The organism is Halorubrum distributum JCM 13561 (assembly GCF_000337395.1).
GTDB classification, from domain to species: domain Archaea; phylum Halobacteriota; class Halobacteria; order Halobacteriales; family Haloferacaceae; genus Halorubrum; species Halorubrum distributum.
In genome coordinates this window covers 35,393-49,882 of record NZ_AOJF01000024.1, presented here as the reverse complement: position 1 = coordinate 49,882, position 14,490 = coordinate 35,393, and the positions used below count along the sequence as shown (strand labels likewise).

The window sequence follows — 14,490 nt, the reverse complement described above, 5'->3', positions numbered from 1 at the left end:
ACCGCAGGAACGAGCGGAGCGAGTGACGAGGACCGCAGCGAGTGTACGCCCGCCTCGCGGCTGGGGCTTCGGCGGTGTTCGTGTCGATCGACCTCTTATAAATAGAGGTGTACTGCCGAGCGGTTGGGGCTTCGGCGGTGTTCGTGTCGATCGGCCTCTTATAAATAGAGATGTATCGCCGAGCGGCTGGGGCTTCGACGGTGTTCGCGTCGATCGATGTCGATGAATCCGGTCGTTTGCCTCAGTCCTGCGTCCGTCCCTGCGGCTCGGCGCCGCGGGTCGGGTCCGGGGAGTCTTCGTCGTGGTCGTGGCCGCCGCCGTGATCGTGATCGTCGTGGTCGTGACCTCCCTCTTCGCCGTGGTCGTGGGCGTCGTTCGAGCCCGTCTCGCCGAGGACCTCGGCGCCCTCCCCGTCGATCATGTCCATGTTCTTCAGGTTGTCGCGCTCCTCGAAGTCCTCGACCGCGTCCATCACGTCCGCCTGCGTGATCGTCATCCGGTCCTCTGTGAGCGCGCCGAGGACGGCCTCGCGGAGCACCATCCGGAGGTCGGAGCCGGTGAGGCCGGTCGTCCGGTCGGCCACCTCTTCGGGGTCGAAGTCGGCGATCTTCATCTCCTTCGTCACCACGCGGAGGATGTCCGCCCGCATGTCGCGGTCCGGCTTGGGGAAGTTGACGATCTCGTCGAAGCGGCGCCACGCGGCGGCGTCGAGCTGGTCCGGGTGGTTCGTCGCGCCGATCAGGAGGACCTCGTCGCGCACCAGCGACACCTCGTCGATCGACTTGAGGAGCGTGTTGACCGCGCGCTTCAGGGCGGCGTGCTCGTCCGATCGGCGGGTCTTCGCCACCGAGTCGAACTCGTCGATGAAGAGGATGCACGGCGAGAGCCGCTTGGCGACCTCGAAGCTCTTCTCGACGTTCTTCGACGTCTCGCCGAGGTACTGGCTCGTGATCATCGAGAGCTTCACCTCGACGAACGGGAGCCCGAGCTCGTGAGCGAGCGCGCGCGAGACGGTCGTCTTCCCGGTGCCCGGCGGGCCGACGAACAGCAGCTTGCCGATCTCGCGGAGGCCGATCTCCGCGAGGTACTCGCGGTGTTCGATCGCCTTGACGATCTTCTGGATCTCGCCCTCCTGGTCGCCGGTCAGGACGAGGTCGGCCAGCGTCGTCTCGATCTCCTCGGGCGCGCGGACGTTGACGAGGTCGAGCATCTCCCCGTCCTCGTCCTCGTCGAAGTACTCGGAGAGCAGCGCGTCGATCCAGACGCGGTCGGCCTGGACCGGCCGCACGTCGTCTCGGGCCTCCTCGCGGGTCACCGGCGGTTCGAGGTCCTCGGCGGCCTCCATCGCGGCGACGAGCGTCGGGTTCCCGGCGACGCGCTCGTCGTCCGCGCGGTCGCGGTACCACTCCAGCCCCATCGCGGGCTGGGTCAGGGAGATCTCGCCGGAGAACTCCGTGCGTTGGGTGAAGAGGAGGTCGGAGACCGCGTCCCACGGCCGCTCGACGCCCGTCGCGGTGCGGGTGGTCTCGTCGGTCGCCTTCAGCGGTCGCTCCACGCCGCCGGGGGCGTCCTCGGCGGCGTCGGCCGACCAGAACACCTGCCGGAAGCGCGGCGGCAGGTCGTTCTCGTCGAGGTCGCGGTCCTGCGTGTAGAAGTGCGTCGTCAACACGAACTCGACGACGTCGAGCGCCGGGTCACTCATCCGCGCGAAGTAGCGCCGGGACGCGGTTAAGAGCGTCGAAGCGCCGGCGGTCGCGGGCGGACCGTCGGTCGGCGGATGCGGAACGGCGGTCGGCGGGAGCGAAGCGCCGTCGGGGCGCGCGAACGGGAGCGCCGTCGGGGCGATCGGCGGGAGCGAAGCGTCGTCGGGGCGGGCGAACGCACGCCGTATCGAATCCTTATTAGCGCTGGTCCGCGACGTACCGCGCATGAGTTCCGAAGACGCGGCCGAGCCGGGCGACCCCGCCGGCACCGGCGCGAGCGGCACCGGCGGCGAGAGCGAGACGGACCACGAGAACGCGCTTCAGGACGTCATCGCCGTCGACCCCGACGACGTGGCGCAGGGTACGGTGAACCGGCTCGACGCGCACACCGGTGACGGGATCCGCCACCGCGCGTTCACCTGCCTCGTCTTCGACACCGACGGCCGGATCCTGCTGGCCCAGCGCGCGCCGACCAAGCGCCTGTGGGACGGCCACTGGGACGGGACGGTCGCCTCCCACCCCGTCGAGGGGCAGTCCCAGGAGGAGGCAACCGAGCAGCGCCTCGAGGAGGAGCTCGGCATCTCGCCCGACCAGTACGACGACCTCCGCGTGACTGACAAGTTCGAGTACAAGCGCTACTACCCCAACGAGGGCGTCGAGTGGGAGGTGTGCGCGGTGCTGAAGGTCACCCTCGACGACACCTCGCTCGACCCGGACGACGAGGAGATCGGCGGCATGCTGTGGGCCGACTACGACCACCTCCACGAGCACCCCGAACTGTACCGGCAGCTCCGCCTCTGCCCGTGGTTCGAGATCGCGATGCGGCGCGACTTCTCCTGAGCGGCCGGACCGGCGCGCCCCGGCCGAGCGGGTCCGCGCCGCCGTCGCCCTCTCCGGACCGAAGCAGCGAGTTGAAGGCGCTCCCGCGCCGCGATCCGGTATGACCGTCGTCGCCCTGCTGGCGAACCCGCCCCGAGAGGGGCTCGTCGGAACCGCGATCGCCGAGTCGACGCCGCTGTCGCCCGCCGAGGCGGCCGACCTCTACGAGGCGCAGTTCCGGGACGCCGTCCTCGCGGTCGACCGCTCGGGCGGCGAGCTCCTCGTCAACTACCCCGACGAGGAGGACCTCCCCGCCGACTACCGGACCGAGACGAGCCCTGAGGCGGAGCTGCGGACGCTCGTCGCGGACACCCTCGGCGGCACCGAGGAGGTCCGCTTCGAGCGGCAGGTCGGCTCCTCGTTCGGCGCGCGCGCCGGCAACACCGTCACGCACCTGCTGCGCGAGGAGGGCGCCGACTCCGTCGCGGTCGTCACCCCGACCGCGCCGCTGCTCTCGCGGACCGTCGTCGACTCCGCGGCGATGAAGCTCCGGACGACGGAGGTCGTCCTCGGGCCCTCGTCGAACGGGCGGGCGTACTACGCGGGCTTCACCGAGCCGATCGACTTCGACGGCGCGTTCGAAGCGCCGGCGCTGCCGACGCTCGCGGAGCGCGGCCGCGACGCGGACCGCTCGGTGGACTTCGTGGAGCCGTCGCCCTCGCTGGAGACCGGCGAGGACCTGCTCGACGTGATCCCGATGCTGCGGGCGCGGTTCGCCGCGGATCGCGTGGTGCCGGACTACACGGCCGCGTTCGTCCACGAGAAGGGGCTCGACGTGGTCGTCGAGGACGGCGAGCAGCGGTTGGTTCGGGATTAAAAAGCAGCACACCGTTTGGTCACCAGTCGCCGCACCGACCCCGATTACAACATATCGTCAGTCGTCTCCGCCGTCCGGAGCTCGCCTAAGGTCGTGTACCGCAGCGCTTGTGGATAGCGCGTCTCGTAGGGGACCGGATCTTCGAGTTCGTACAGCGAGCCCGGTTTGAAGATGATGACTTTCTTATCATCTGCGATTGCGCCCCGATTCTTGTACTCTAACGGCTCACGCATCAGGTCCGCCTGCTCAGGCGACACGACTCGCTCGACTTCGGCGATATATTTCACCTGTCGAACGCCACCAGTGACGTACATCGCCACGTAATCGAACTCGCGTCCGACCCGAACGAACCCCCACGCCTCGTTCTCTTTTAAAAAGGACAGCCCGGATTCCCTCGTCGGGAATACGGCCACCGTTGAGTCCGGATCTCCGTCGATGTCTCCGCGGCGGATCGTTCCAGCGATGTGATTTTTGATCGGTTCGAGACGGCGGTTGTCTGGACCATCCGTAGAACCGGTTTCACCACTGACGTCGATCTCGTCGTCAGTCGTTGGCGGGCTGTCGGCGGCGGCGAGCTCACTTTCCGTTTCTCCGACGAATTGGCGCTGTTCACGTAGCAGAGACACGAGCCCCTGAACGAACTCTCTCGACTGCGCATGAAGGTCGATCGGTAACTCGCCGACCTCGTCGGTAACCGCGCTCGCGACGGAATCGGTGACCGTCGATTCATTCTCGCTTAAATATCGGATCGTACGATTCGTTTCCGCGACTTGTTCGGCGATCTCCGCCGATTTTCCCGATCGGATCGACTCTTTCGTGAGGAGTTCGAGAACGCCCGGACGCTCGTTGAGATCTTCGAGGCTGAACTGAAGGACCGACATCTCTTCGCCGCCGTTACGGCGGCGATCCTTCGTTAGGACCTCGAACGATTTTCCGTTGGTTAAGATTCCCCAATCGACGTCTAACTCTTGCCGCATGTAACTTCGCAACTGACGGACTTCGTCGTCTGACAGCGTCGATCGGACGGGTTTTGCTTCGACGAAGACGACTGGTGAATCACCGACAAGGAGAGCGTAGTCGACGTGTGTGCTGCCCGACGCCATCGGAACGTTGTACTCCAGTGCGACCTCCGTCGAGTAGAGGTCCCACCCGAGGAGTTCGAGGAAGGGCTGGATCAGCTTCACCTTCGTGTTCTCCTCGTCCATCTGCGGCGATGCTTCGATGAGTCCCCGACATCGGTCGACGTACTCATCGATTTCGTCCCGGTCCATTGACGTGTGATTTATGGCGAGGCCTTTTAAAATACCGCTGGGTCGGACATTCCCGATCCGATACCACTTAGTCGGCCGACGCCGAGCGGTCACGTGTGGTGGGATGGCAGAGTGGCCCATTGCGCCTGCCTTGAAAGCAGGTAGCCTCACGGCTTCCTGGGTTCGAATCCCAGTCCCACCGTGTCGAGCGCGGCGCATCCCGCGCCGCGCGAAGACCGTGCGCGGATTCGAAGCCTGCGAGTCGCAGCGCCCGAGCGGTGCGAGGTGTGAGCAACGCGAACACCTCGAAAGCGAGCGGCGAAGCCGCGAGCAGCGAGGGCGACCGTCTCGCATCGGTTCGAATCCCAGTCCCACCGTTTCTCCGAGAACAGCAGTGAGCGGAGAGCGGTTGCTGGGATCCGAACCGGAGACCGACCGGGTTGACGTGAAACTGAATTCGGTTACTCCCTCGTCTCGTACGTCGATCACGAGCGACCCTCGTTCTCGAGGCCCTACTTCCTCGAACCGCTACCACACCGCTGATAGCCCGAAGCGGCCGGTAACACTCGCGTCAGGTGCCCCGTGGTACCGCGTGCCGCATTATCTTTAACAGGTTTCCGGCACATGTTCGTAACAGGTGATACACGCATGAGCTACGAACTCGATCCGCTTCCGTACGATTACGACGCGCTGGAACCGCACATCTCCGAGCAGGTGCTCGAATGGCATCACGACACCCACCATCAGGGGTACGTCAACGGCTGGAACGCCGCCGAAGAGACGCTCGAAGAGAACCGTGAGTCCCACGACTTCTCTTCGTCCGGCGGGGCCATCCGCAACGTGACCCACAACTCCTCGGGTCACATCCTCCACGACCTGTTCTGGCAGAACATGTCGCCGGAGGGCGGCGACGAGCCCGAGGGGGCGCTGGCCGACCGCATCGAGGAGGACTTCGGCTCGTACGAGGCCTGGAAGGGCGAGTTCGAGGCGGCGGCCTCCGCGGCCAGCGGCTGGGCGCTCTTGGTGTACGACACGTTCTCGAATCAGCTTCGTAACGTCGTGGTCGACAAGCACGACCAGGGTGCGATCTGGGGCGGTCACCCGATCCTCGCGCTGGACGTCTGGGAGCACTCCTACTACCACGACTACGGCCCGGCTCGCGGCGAGTTCGTCGACAACTTCTTCNTGGGAGCACTCCTACTACCACGACTACGGCCCGGCTCGCGGCGAGTTCGTCGACAACTTCTTCGAGGTCGTCGACTGGGAGGAGCCGTCGGATCGCTACGAGCAGGCCGTCGAGCTGTTCGAGTAAGCGCGTTCGAGAGGGCGCGTTACGCGCGTCGAGATCCGCATTTTTTCGCAGGACACTACGGGGTTAGTGACGGATCCGTTCAGGCCGATTGATTTACCGGGAACTTTTGACGGGTGCCGGGACTGCCCCATAGCCCCACCCGCGAGGACTCGCGTGACTCGCTGCGCTCCTCGGTCGCTCACTCCGTTCGCTCCCTGCGGTGCTTGCGTCGTCAGGCTTCGTCCTCGCGGGTGCCCCTTTGAGTCCCACCCGACCGCAACCGCATCGCACCTCTCACCTCCCCAGCCTCGTCGGCCTCCCTCCGCTACGCTCCGGTCGGCCGACTCCCTCGCGCGTGCTGGCTCGCGGCCTGTCGGCCGCTCGCAGGCACGCGCCACCGCACCGGTGAATCCGTATCGGCAGCGTTTACGGACGCGGTCGCGTACCCTCGCGCATGCCCGAACCGAAGTCGGCGTTCGACGCCACCTACCCGTGCGACTTCTACGAGCCCGCGGAGCTGTTCGAGCCGGACCAGATGTACACCGTCCCCGAGATCGGTCGCCTCCTTCAGGGGCTGGAGCCTGACGCCGAGGTCGACCCCGACACCGAGGCCGTGCTGGTCGACTGGGCGGTCCCGTGGGTGATGGTCCACTCTGAAGACATGGTCGTCGCCGAACCCTTGCGCGAGGACGGTCCGGGGTACTACGGGCTGGCGACCGAGGGCGACTCGGACGCGGAGTCCGACGCCGAATCCGAACCGGACGCCGACGGCGACGAGGCCGGCACCGACGAGTCGGCGTGACCGGGGAGCCCTCGGACGCGCCGACCTATCTCGTCGCCGGCGGCGCGCGCGTCGACGCCGGCAAGACCACCTTCTCGGCGGGGCTGGTCGCGTACCTCGCCGGGCGCGCGGGCGACGCGGTCGGCGTCAAACCGCGCGCGGGCAACGATCACTGGTTCGACCACGACGACTACCGAGTCGCGACCGACGCGGGCCGGCTCTACGGGAAGGACGCGCGCACCCTCGCGGCCGCGACTACCCGCGCGCTGGCGACGGTCGACGACGATTCGCCGTCGCCGTCGGCGGTCACCCCGGAGTCGATCAATCCGGTCCACCGCCTCTGGAAGCCGACGCCAGGCCGGACCGGAATGTTGGGCGACGCCGACCGGACGTTCCTCTGTGACCGCGTGACGACCGACTCCGGAACGCGGTTCGTCGTCAACGGCGCAGCGGAGGACGCTGGGCTGCTTCCAGACGGCCTCACCGAGCGCCTCCCGCTCGCGGACGCGACCCGCGTGAACGATGTCCCCGAGTTCAACGAAGTGATGGCCGAGGCGCACCTCCCCGCGATCGAACGCCTCGCGGAGCGCGTCGCGCGGACCCCGGTCCCGCGGGTCGTCGAGTCGTACGCCGACGTCGCCGGGACGCTGCCCCGCGACGGGCCGGTCGCGCCCGACGCGGTCGCGGTCGTCGACCCCGGCCGCGCGCGGATCTACGCGGGCGACCGCTACGCGAAGGCCCGCGCCGTCGCCGCCGGCAGCCCGCGCGAGGGCGCCCGCGAGGAGCACGTCGACGCGGTGACGGAGATGATCGAGCCGCTCGCGACCGAGCCGCTGCCGGCGCTGTCCGGCGAGGTTCGGGGGGACCCGGATCGGATCGCGTCACGGTACGAATCGGCGTACGCGGCGCTCACCGACGGTATCGACAGTTGAGAAGAGGTCCGGCGACCCGCGTTCAGGCGTTCCGCTTGGTGTAGTGTTCCAGCGCGGACTCGATCGACGAGAGGTCCGCGTTCACGCGGCTGTCGGCGACGCGCATGAAGCCGGGCGTGTACGACGACGAGTAGTCGAAGATGCGATTGACGGCGCGCTTGGGGGCGGAGACGGCGCTGAAGTCTGTGACCGTGTACACCCGCGTGGTCGGGAAGGCGGTCCAGAACGTGCCGCTCGCCCACCGGTCCTCGTCCGCGAACGCCTCGCCGACGCGGCCGGTCGCGACGTACTCGTCGTCCGCGTAGAACAGCAGGAGGTCGCCCCCGCTCATCTTCTCGAACGTCGAGCCGTTGCCGCTGTCGTCGTCGACGGCCCACAGGCGGGCCTCGTCGAGGTCCGCGAGGGGTTCGGGGCGATCCGGGTAGTCGGTGAGGTCGACCGGGGACCGGACCGTTCGGTCGAAGTTCTCCGGGTCGATCGGGACCAGGAAGACGTTCGCGCTCATTACCCGTCGTTTCGCCGGCAGGGGTTTAAAGCCGTTTGTTGCTGTTCCAGGACCGGAGTCGTTCGGTCACTCGTCGTAGTCGGCGTACAGGCGGTCCATCCGCGCCGCCATCACGAAGTCGGCGCGGGTGAGGCCGCCGACTTCGTGGCTCCACATCTCGACGCCGACCTCGCCCCACGACAGCGCGATGTCCGGGTGGTGCCACTCCCGCTCGGCGAGCTCGCCCACGTCGTTCGTGAACGCCAGCGCCGTCTCGAAGTCGGGGAACTCGTAGCTCGCCTCGAGGTGGTGGTCGTCGACGACCTCCCAGGCGTCGCCGAGCTCGGCGACGTAGTCGGCGCACTCGTCTGCGTCGAGCGGTTCCGCGTCGTCGCCGGCCGGTTCGACAGGCTCGTCCGCGAGCGGTGAGGACATACCCCACGTTGGGCGACGAGCGGTTTGTACCTTCCGCGGCCGAGACCCGTCGCTCCCGACGAGCGAGAGTCCGGGGCTCACCGGAGCCGCGAGAGCGCGTCGCGGACCGTACGGCGGAGCCGGGCGAGTGGTCCGCCGTCGCCGTCCGCGTCAGGCCCCCTCGCGCCCGGCTCCGAGAGTTCCCAGCCGGCCTTCTCGGCCGCTTCGTCGACTCGCAGGAACTCGTAGCCCGTCTCGGTCGCGACGCGCTCGTCCGCGCGGGTGGTGCCGACGAACACGCGGCGCGGGGCGGCGCTCTCGTCGCGCACGTCCGCGAGCGTTCCCCACTTGTCCCAGTTCGCGAGTTCGTAGTCGTTGTCGACTCCGTGGTCGCGGGCGAACGCCGCGACCTGCTCCGCCTCGTTCGCGACGATACCGACGTGGCGGCTCCACCGGCGCGCGTCGGCGAACGCCGCGGCGGGGTCGGCGAGCGACCGCGCGGCGCCGAGCGAGAAGACGAGCGTCACGTCGCCGTCGCCGGGGTCCGTCGCGTCGATTCCCATCTCGTTCGGCCGGAGGCGACCCGCGGCCTAAACGCTGTGGGGAGGCTTTTGTCCGGGCGTCTCCTCGGCCCCGACGATGGAGTTCGAATCCACCTTCGGCACGGGCGCGCCGCTCCTCGGCATGGTCCACCTCCCGCCGCTCCCCGGGGCCCCCCGAGCGCCGGACGACGGGCGCGAGGCGATGCGCGCGGCGGTCGACCGGGCCGCGAGCGACGCGCGGGCGCTCGACCGCGGCGGCGTCGACGGGATCGTGATCGAGAACTTCGGTGACGCCCCTTTCTACCCGGACGAGGTCCCGCCACACGTCGTCGCGGCCGTCACCCGCGCCGCGACCGCGGTCGCCGACGAGACGGACCTCCCGCTCGGGATCAACGTCCTCCGGAACGACGCCGAGGCCGCCCTCTCGGTCGCCGCCGCGGTCGGCGCCGACTTCGTCCGCGTGAACGTCCACACCGGCGCCCGAGTGACGGATCAGGGGATCGTTCAGGGGCGCGCCCACGAGACCCTCCGCCTGCGAGACCGGCTCGGCGTCGACGTGGGCGTCTTCGCCGACACCGACGTGAAACACTCCGCGCCGCTGACGCCGGCGGGCTACACCGCCGAGTCGTTCGCCGACACCGCCGAGCGCGGCCTCGCCGACGCCGTCATCGCCTCCGGGTCCGGGACCGGCGAGGCGGTCGACGCCGAAGCCTTGGAAGCGGTCGTCGCAGAGCGCGACCGCCACGGCCTCGACACGCCGGTCCTCGTCGGCAGCGGCGTCACGTCGGAGACGGTCGCCGACCTGCTCGGCGTCGCGGACGGCGCCATCGTCGGCACCGCGCTCAAGGAGGGCGGCGAGACGACCGCGCCGGTCGACGCCGACCGCGTCGCCGACCTCGTCGGGGCCGCCGACGCGGTTCGGTGACCTCGTCAGTTCCGGTACTTTCGCCGATCTCAGTCGCCGTCGTACCCGCGCTCCGCGAGGAACGACTCGACCTCGCTCCGCGTCGGGAGTCCGGGCTGCGTGAACCGGCTCGTGCAGTTGATCGCGGCGACCGCGGCGGCGAACCTGACGCCGGAGGCGACGCCGTCGCGGGCGGCAGATGAATCCGCGGACGCTTCCGCCGATTCCCCCGCGATCCACCGGTCGATAAGCCCGGCGGTGAACGCGTCGCCGGCCCCGGTCGTGTCGACCGTCTCGACGTCGAACGCGTCGAACTCGGTCGCCTCGCCCCCGGCGACCGCCGTCATCCCGTCCGCGCCGTGCGTGAGGACCGCGCGGGGCCACGTCGGGCCGCCTCGCGACCGCGATGCGGACGCCGCGTCGGATTCTCCCTCGGACGCGACCAGTCGGCGCTGCGCGTCCGCGACCCGTTCGACCGCCGCCTCCGCGGAGCCGAAGAACGCGGGCGCGGCGACCCCGTCGGCGACGAACAGGTCGGCCCGGTGGAGGAACCGGTGGATCGTCGCCGGTTCCGTCCCGCGTCCGACCAGCTCCTCGACGGACCCGGAGAGGTCGAAGATCAGCGCGGGCGGGCTCCCGCCCGAGTCGCCCGCGCTCTCCCGGAGCGACTCGACCCGGTCGAGGATCCGCCGCGCCGCGCGGTCGGGGGCGTAGGCGGTGAGGAAGACGGCGTCCGCGTCGGCCATCGCCGCGAGCGCGTCGTCGTCGGGACGGAGGCCGCGGAAGCTCTCGCCCGCCGTGACGATGGCGCGCTCCCCGTCCGGGTCGCGGAGGATGAGCGACCTAGTGTGGGCGTCGTCGCCGACCGCGACGTGGGTCCCGTCGACGCCGGTCTCGGCGAGGTACGCCAGCGCGCGGCGCCCGTACTCGTCGTCGCCGACGCGGCTGACGAGCCCCGCGTCGCGGCCGAGTCGGTCGAGCGCGACCGCGACGTTGGCGCCGACGCCGCCGAACGCGGACGTGACTTCGCCGGCGAACGCGCCGCCGTCCGGCTGGGGGAGGTTGCTGACCGCGTACCACTCGTCGATGGCCGCGGCGCCGACCGAGAGAATCGCCGGTGAACCCCCCTCCGCGGCGTCGCCGGCGTCCGACTCCGGCGTCACGGCTCGCGGAAGAAGTCGTCGTGGACCGCCATCGCGGCCTCGACCGCGATCGGCCCCTCGACGGTCGTGTCGCCGTCGGCGCGCCGGACCACTTCTTCGAGGGGGATCGGCACCACGTCCGCGGAGAGCTCGCCGAGCGTCTCGCCGTCGACGCCGAAGACGACCCGGCCGATCCCCGCGTAGTGGATCGCCGTCGCGCACATGGGGCACGGCTCCGTGCTGGCGTACATCGTACAGGCCTCCAGCTCGTCGGCGTCGAGCTCGCGCGCGGCCCAACGCGCGAGGGTCAGCTCCGGGTGCGCCGCCACGTCGCCCTCGGTCCGCGTCTCGTTTCGCGCCTCGCCGACGACCTCGCCGTCGACCACGAGCAGCGCGCCGAACGGGGTGTTGCCGGCCTCTACCGCCTCCTCCGAGAGCCGGATCGTTCGCTCGACGTACTCCCGGTCGGTGGGGTCGTCGGGGAGGTCCTCGAGGTCCTGAAACTCGCCGGCGTCGCCGGCCGCGTCCGCGTCTGTCATACGCCCCCGTACGCCTCCGGATACCTAACGGTTGGTACCGCCGTCGTCGGACGACTTCGGGCGGTCGTCGTCCGGCGGCCGCCCGCTGCCCTCGTCCGAGTCGGTGGGGGCCGCCGCGTCCTGCGACTCCCGCACGTCGCGGAGCGCGTCGACCGCGTCGTCGGTGGCGCTCGCGGTCCGGGTCTCGGTGGCGGCCGCTGGGTCGAGCCCGTCGGGTTGGTCATCGTACGTCGCGCTTTCGTCGGCCTCGTCGGCGTCGCTCGCGCCCGTCTCGTCGCCCGATTCGCCCGCGCCGTCGGCCTCGTCGTCCGCGCCGAAGAGCCACGCGCGGACCGCGTCGATGAATCCCATGGATCTGTGTGGTCGTCGTCAGTAGTTCCTGAACAGCAGCGCGCGCACGTCGTCTTTCGTCCGCGCCGTCTCGACGCTCCCGTCGGGGAGGTCGACCTCGTACCGCGCGTCGCCGTCCCCCTCTCGCCACTTGTCGGCGTGGGTGTCGAGGAGGCTCATCATCGCGTCCAGCTGGCCGGCGCCGCCGTCGTCGCTTCCGGTAGCGTCTCCACCGGCGTCGTCTTCGCTTGCTTCGTCCTCGACCGAGTCGTTTTCGTCGGCGGCGTCCTCCACTGGCCCATCCGCGGACTCGGCCGCGTCGAGGTCGACATCGACGCGCGCGAAGGGGTCGGCGGCGAGCGCCTCGGCGGCGTCGAGGATCGCGTCGACGAGCTCGTCCTTCGTCATCCCGCTGCGCCCGGTGACGTCGAAGGCGGCGGCGATGTCGGACAGGTCCATCGGATCGTCCGGGTCGGGGTCGCTGTCCCGTCGGTTCCGCGCCGAGAGGAGTTCGCGCGCGCGGTCGCGGTCGAACGGGACCGCGTCGGCCGCCGCCGCTTCGCCCACGGCGTCGGTCGGCTCGTCGCCGGTGTCGTCGCCTCCCCCGTCGCCCGTCGGCGCCGCGACGCGTTCCGGGTCGTCGACGGCGTCCGCGAGGTCGAGCAGGTACGAGAGCGCGTCCTCGCGGTCGACGGAGGCGTAGGGGCCGGCGTGGGCCGCTTCCAGCTCCTCGCGGAGCGCTTCGATCCGGTCGGCGTGGTCGTCGGTGATGTCGAGCGTGGGCATAGTGTGGGTCCGGAGCTACTGGTTCTGTGGCTCGGGCGGCTACTGGTTCTCCTCGAAGCGCGCGAGCGCGTCCGCCCAGCTCTCGGCGAACTCCGGCTCGCCGGAGTGGTCGGCCTCCACGTCGGCGTAGCCGCAGTCGTCGCAGGCGACGGCGGTGGCGGCGCCGAGCGAGAGCGACGACAGCTCGGCGCCGCAGCGGGGGCACTCGTGCGACACGGATGCTCGCGTGGAACCTCGTCGCCCGCGGTGAAAAACGCACGGGTCGGGTGGGTGCGTCGACGGACGGGAACGCGATCGGAGCGGCGGGCGGACGGTGCGCCGCCGGGGTAACAGTCATTACACTCGGCGGAAACGTTCGGATATGAGCGAAGCGGACGCCGAGAACGTCCTCATCGAGTACTACCGTCGCTACGTCGGCGACCCGGACCGGACGATCGACGTGTACGCCGGCTTCGGGCTGTTCTCCGCCGGCATCGCGCTCGGGGTGATCGGGGTCGTCGTGTTCCTCTACAGCGCCACGCTCGACCCGACCGCGGCCTCGACGTTCGCGGTCCGCGAGGTCGCCGCGGTCGCGGGCGCCGTGGGGCTCCCCGCGCTGCTGTTCGGCATCGTCGTCCTCCTGCCGGTCGACCGCCGGATGCTGTACCTCGCGGGCGCCGGGATCGCGGTCACGCTCGCCGCCACGGGCGCGTTCACCTGGGCGTATCCCCACAACTGGAACGTCGTCGTCAACACGGACTACAGCGCGCAGATCGTCGCCGTCTACGCGCTCGGACTGGTGGCGGTCATCGGCGCCACGGGCGGCGCCCTGGTCGCGCACCGCGTCGAGCGCGTCGCGGGCGGCGCGGGCGCGGCTGGCGCGGCGGGCGGTGCGGCCACCGAGGGCGGCGTCGCGGACGCGAGCGGCGGGTCGGGGTCGGAAGCGGCCGGCTCCGGCGGCGAGGCGGTCACCGAGGAGTCGGTTCGCGCGGACATCGAGCGCGAGCTGGAGGACGCGGAGCTGACGTGGGGCGGCGTCGAGCGCTCCGAGACGCGCCGGCTGGAGCTGAACACGAGCGCCGTCGACGAGGCCGACGTCGACGCCGAGAAGCTCGCGGGGTCGGCGACCGAGACCCGGACGACCTCCGGCACGGTCAACGACGCGGTCTCCGAGTTGAAGGGGCTTCAGGGCGGGGACGTGAAGACCGACAGCGGGCAGGGCACCGACGACCAGGCCGCGAAGCTCCGCGAGCTGCGCGAGCAACAGCGGAAGGAGGCCGAAGAGGACGACGAGGACGGCTCCGTCGTCGACAGGATCAAGGGCCTGTTCGGCTGAATCGGGCTGGCTACGTTCGATAGTATTTATAAAAGGTGGTTCGGCTGAGGGCGTCGCCGCGTTCTCAGCCGGTTATTTATAAGAGATAGATGCGCGGTTGGCGACGAACACCGCAAAGCCCCAGTCGCGAGGGCGGCGCACGCTCGCCACGCGCCTCACTCGGTCGCTCGCGCTGCTCGCTCTCTCGTTGCGGTGCTTACGTCGCCTGCGCCGCCCTCGCGACTGCCCCTTTGAGTCCCGCCCCGCACTGCTCCGCACAGCACCTCTCACCTCCCCAGCCTCGCCGCTCACGCCCTGCGGGCGTTCGCGGCGTCCCTCGCGCGTGCTCCTCGCGGCCGCCTCCGGCGGCCACTCGCAGGCACGCGCCACCGCGAATCGATT

The 14,490-nt window shown here is 69.9% G+C and carries 16 protein-coding genes, 1 tRNA gene and 1 pseudogene; 8 read left to right on the top strand and 10 right to left on the bottom strand.

Annotated features, from left to right (window positions below):
* Window positions 1–241: 241 nt before the first annotated feature.
* Window positions 242–1,702, bottom strand: a complete 1,461-nt coding sequence (locus C470_RS02960) for an ATP-binding protein (protein ID WP_049908561.1) — start codon at window positions 1,700–1,702, stop codon at window positions 242–244.
* Window positions 1,703–1,928: 226 nt separating this feature from the next.
* Between C470_RS02960 and idi the strand changes: the two genes are divergently transcribed.
* Both idi and C470_RS02950 read left to right on the top strand, forming a co-directional pair.
* The gene (gene idi / locus C470_RS02955) at window positions 1,929–2,543 is read left to right on the top strand and encodes an isopentenyl-diphosphate Delta-isomerase (RefSeq protein WP_008365199.1); all 615 of its coding nucleotides are present in this window, start codon (window positions 1,929–1,931) and stop codon (window positions 2,541–2,543) included.
* Between the two features lie 100 nt (window positions 2,544–2,643).
* Window positions 2,644–3,399 (top strand): DUF2064 domain-containing protein, encoded by a 756-nt coding sequence (locus C470_RS02950; RefSeq protein ID WP_008365197.1) that lies wholly within the window; start codon window positions 2,644–2,646, stop codon window positions 3,397–3,399.
* Window positions 3,400–3,443: 44 nt separating this feature from the next.
* Here the strand turns inward: C470_RS02950 and C470_RS02945 are convergent, their stop codons facing one another.
* Window positions 3,444–4,670 (bottom strand): type I restriction enzyme HsdR N-terminal domain-containing protein, encoded by a 1,227-nt coding sequence (locus C470_RS02945; protein WP_008365195.1) that lies wholly within the window; start codon window positions 4,668–4,670, stop codon window positions 3,444–3,446.
* Between the two features lie 97 nt (window positions 4,671–4,767).
* On the opposite strand from C470_RS02945, the gene C470_RS02940 reads away from it, so the two are divergent.
* The 4 genes and pseudogenes from C470_RS02940 (at window position 4,768) to C470_RS02925 (ending at window position 7,653) form a co-directional block, all read left to right on the top strand.
* Window positions 4,768–4,851, top strand: a tRNA-Ser gene (locus C470_RS02940).
* A 446-nt stretch (window positions 4,852–5,297) separates the two neighbouring features.
* A pseudogene (gene sod / locus C470_RS02935) lies at window positions 5,298–5,961 on the top strand (superoxide dismutase).
* A gap of 433 nt (window positions 5,962–6,394) precedes the next feature.
* Complete coding sequence (locus tag C470_RS02930; RefSeq protein ID WP_008365191.1) at window positions 6,395–6,742, top strand: DUF5827 family protein; 348 nt, start codon at window positions 6,395–6,397, stop codon at window positions 6,740–6,742.
* The gene (locus C470_RS02925) at window positions 6,739–7,653 is read left to right on the top strand and encodes a hypothetical protein (protein WP_008365189.1); all 915 of its coding nucleotides are present in this window, start codon (window positions 6,739–6,741) and stop codon (window positions 7,651–7,653) included. The genes C470_RS02930 and C470_RS02925 overlap by 4 nt, the downstream gene beginning before the upstream one ends.
* A 22-nt stretch (window positions 7,654–7,675) precedes the next feature.
* Here the strand turns inward: C470_RS02925 and C470_RS02920 are convergent, their stop codons facing one another.
* The 3 genes from C470_RS02920 to C470_RS02910 all read right to left on the bottom strand — a co-directional run bounded on the left by C470_RS02920 (window position 7,676) and on the right by C470_RS02910 (window position 9,114).
* Entirely contained in the window at window positions 7,676–8,158 is a 483-nt protein-coding gene (locus C470_RS02920; RefSeq protein WP_007344434.1) for a hypothetical protein, read from the bottom strand.
* A gap of 66 nt (window positions 8,159–8,224) precedes the next feature.
* Window positions 8,225–8,572 carry a 4a-hydroxytetrahydrobiopterin dehydratase gene (locus tag C470_RS02915; RefSeq protein ID WP_004596162.1) on the bottom strand — a complete coding sequence of 116 codons (348 nt, stop codon included), beginning with the start codon at window positions 8,570–8,572 and terminating at the stop codon, window positions 8,225–8,227.
* Window positions 8,573–8,649: 77 nt separating this feature from the next.
* Complete coding sequence (locus C470_RS02910; protein ID WP_008365187.1) at window positions 8,650–9,114, bottom strand: DUF7124 domain-containing protein; 465 nt, start codon at window positions 9,112–9,114, stop codon at window positions 8,650–8,652.
* Between the two features lie 76 nt (window positions 9,115–9,190).
* On the opposite strand from C470_RS02910, the gene C470_RS02905 reads away from it, so the two are divergent.
* Entirely contained in the window at window positions 9,191–10,018 is an 828-nt protein-coding gene (locus C470_RS02905) for a BtpA/SgcQ family protein (protein ID WP_008365186.1), read from the top strand.
* A gap of 29 nt (window positions 10,019–10,047) precedes the next feature.
* Here C470_RS02905 and C470_RS02900 read toward each other — a convergent pair whose 3' ends face one another.
* The 5 genes from C470_RS02900 to C470_RS15990 are packed head-to-tail and all read right to left on the bottom strand — an operon-like array spanning window position 10,048 to window position 13,010.
* On the bottom strand, window positions 10,048–11,160 hold the full coding sequence (locus tag C470_RS02900; RefSeq protein WP_008365184.1) for a carbohydrate kinase family protein: 1,113 nt from the start codon (window positions 11,158–11,160) through the stop codon (window positions 10,048–10,050).
* A complete protein-coding gene (locus C470_RS02895; RefSeq protein WP_008365182.1) occupies window positions 11,157–11,678 on the bottom strand; it encodes a nucleoside deaminase in 522 nt (173 codons plus the stop codon). Before C470_RS02895 ends, C470_RS02900 begins: the two co-directional genes overlap by 4 nt.
* A 24-nt stretch (window positions 11,679–11,702) precedes the next feature.
* Entirely contained in the window at window positions 11,703–12,029 is a 327-nt protein-coding gene (locus C470_RS02890; RefSeq protein WP_008365180.1) for a hypothetical protein, read from the bottom strand.
* A gap of 18 nt (window positions 12,030–12,047) precedes the next feature.
* The gene (locus tag C470_RS02885) at window positions 12,048–12,794 is read right to left on the bottom strand and encodes a hypothetical protein (RefSeq protein WP_008365179.1); all 747 of its coding nucleotides are present in this window, start codon (window positions 12,792–12,794) and stop codon (window positions 12,048–12,050) included.
* Window positions 12,795–12,833: 39 nt separating this feature from the next.
* The gene (locus C470_RS15990) at window positions 12,834–13,010 is read right to left on the bottom strand and encodes a hypothetical protein (RefSeq protein WP_004596155.1); all 177 of its coding nucleotides are present in this window, start codon (window positions 13,008–13,010) and stop codon (window positions 12,834–12,836) included.
* A gap of 145 nt (window positions 13,011–13,155) precedes the next feature.
* Between C470_RS15990 and C470_RS02880 the strand changes: the two genes are divergently transcribed.
* A complete protein-coding gene (locus C470_RS02880; protein WP_008365177.1) occupies window positions 13,156–14,109 on the top strand; it encodes a DUF7139 domain-containing protein in 954 nt (317 codons plus the stop codon).
* Window positions 14,110–14,490 lie beyond the last annotated feature (381 nt).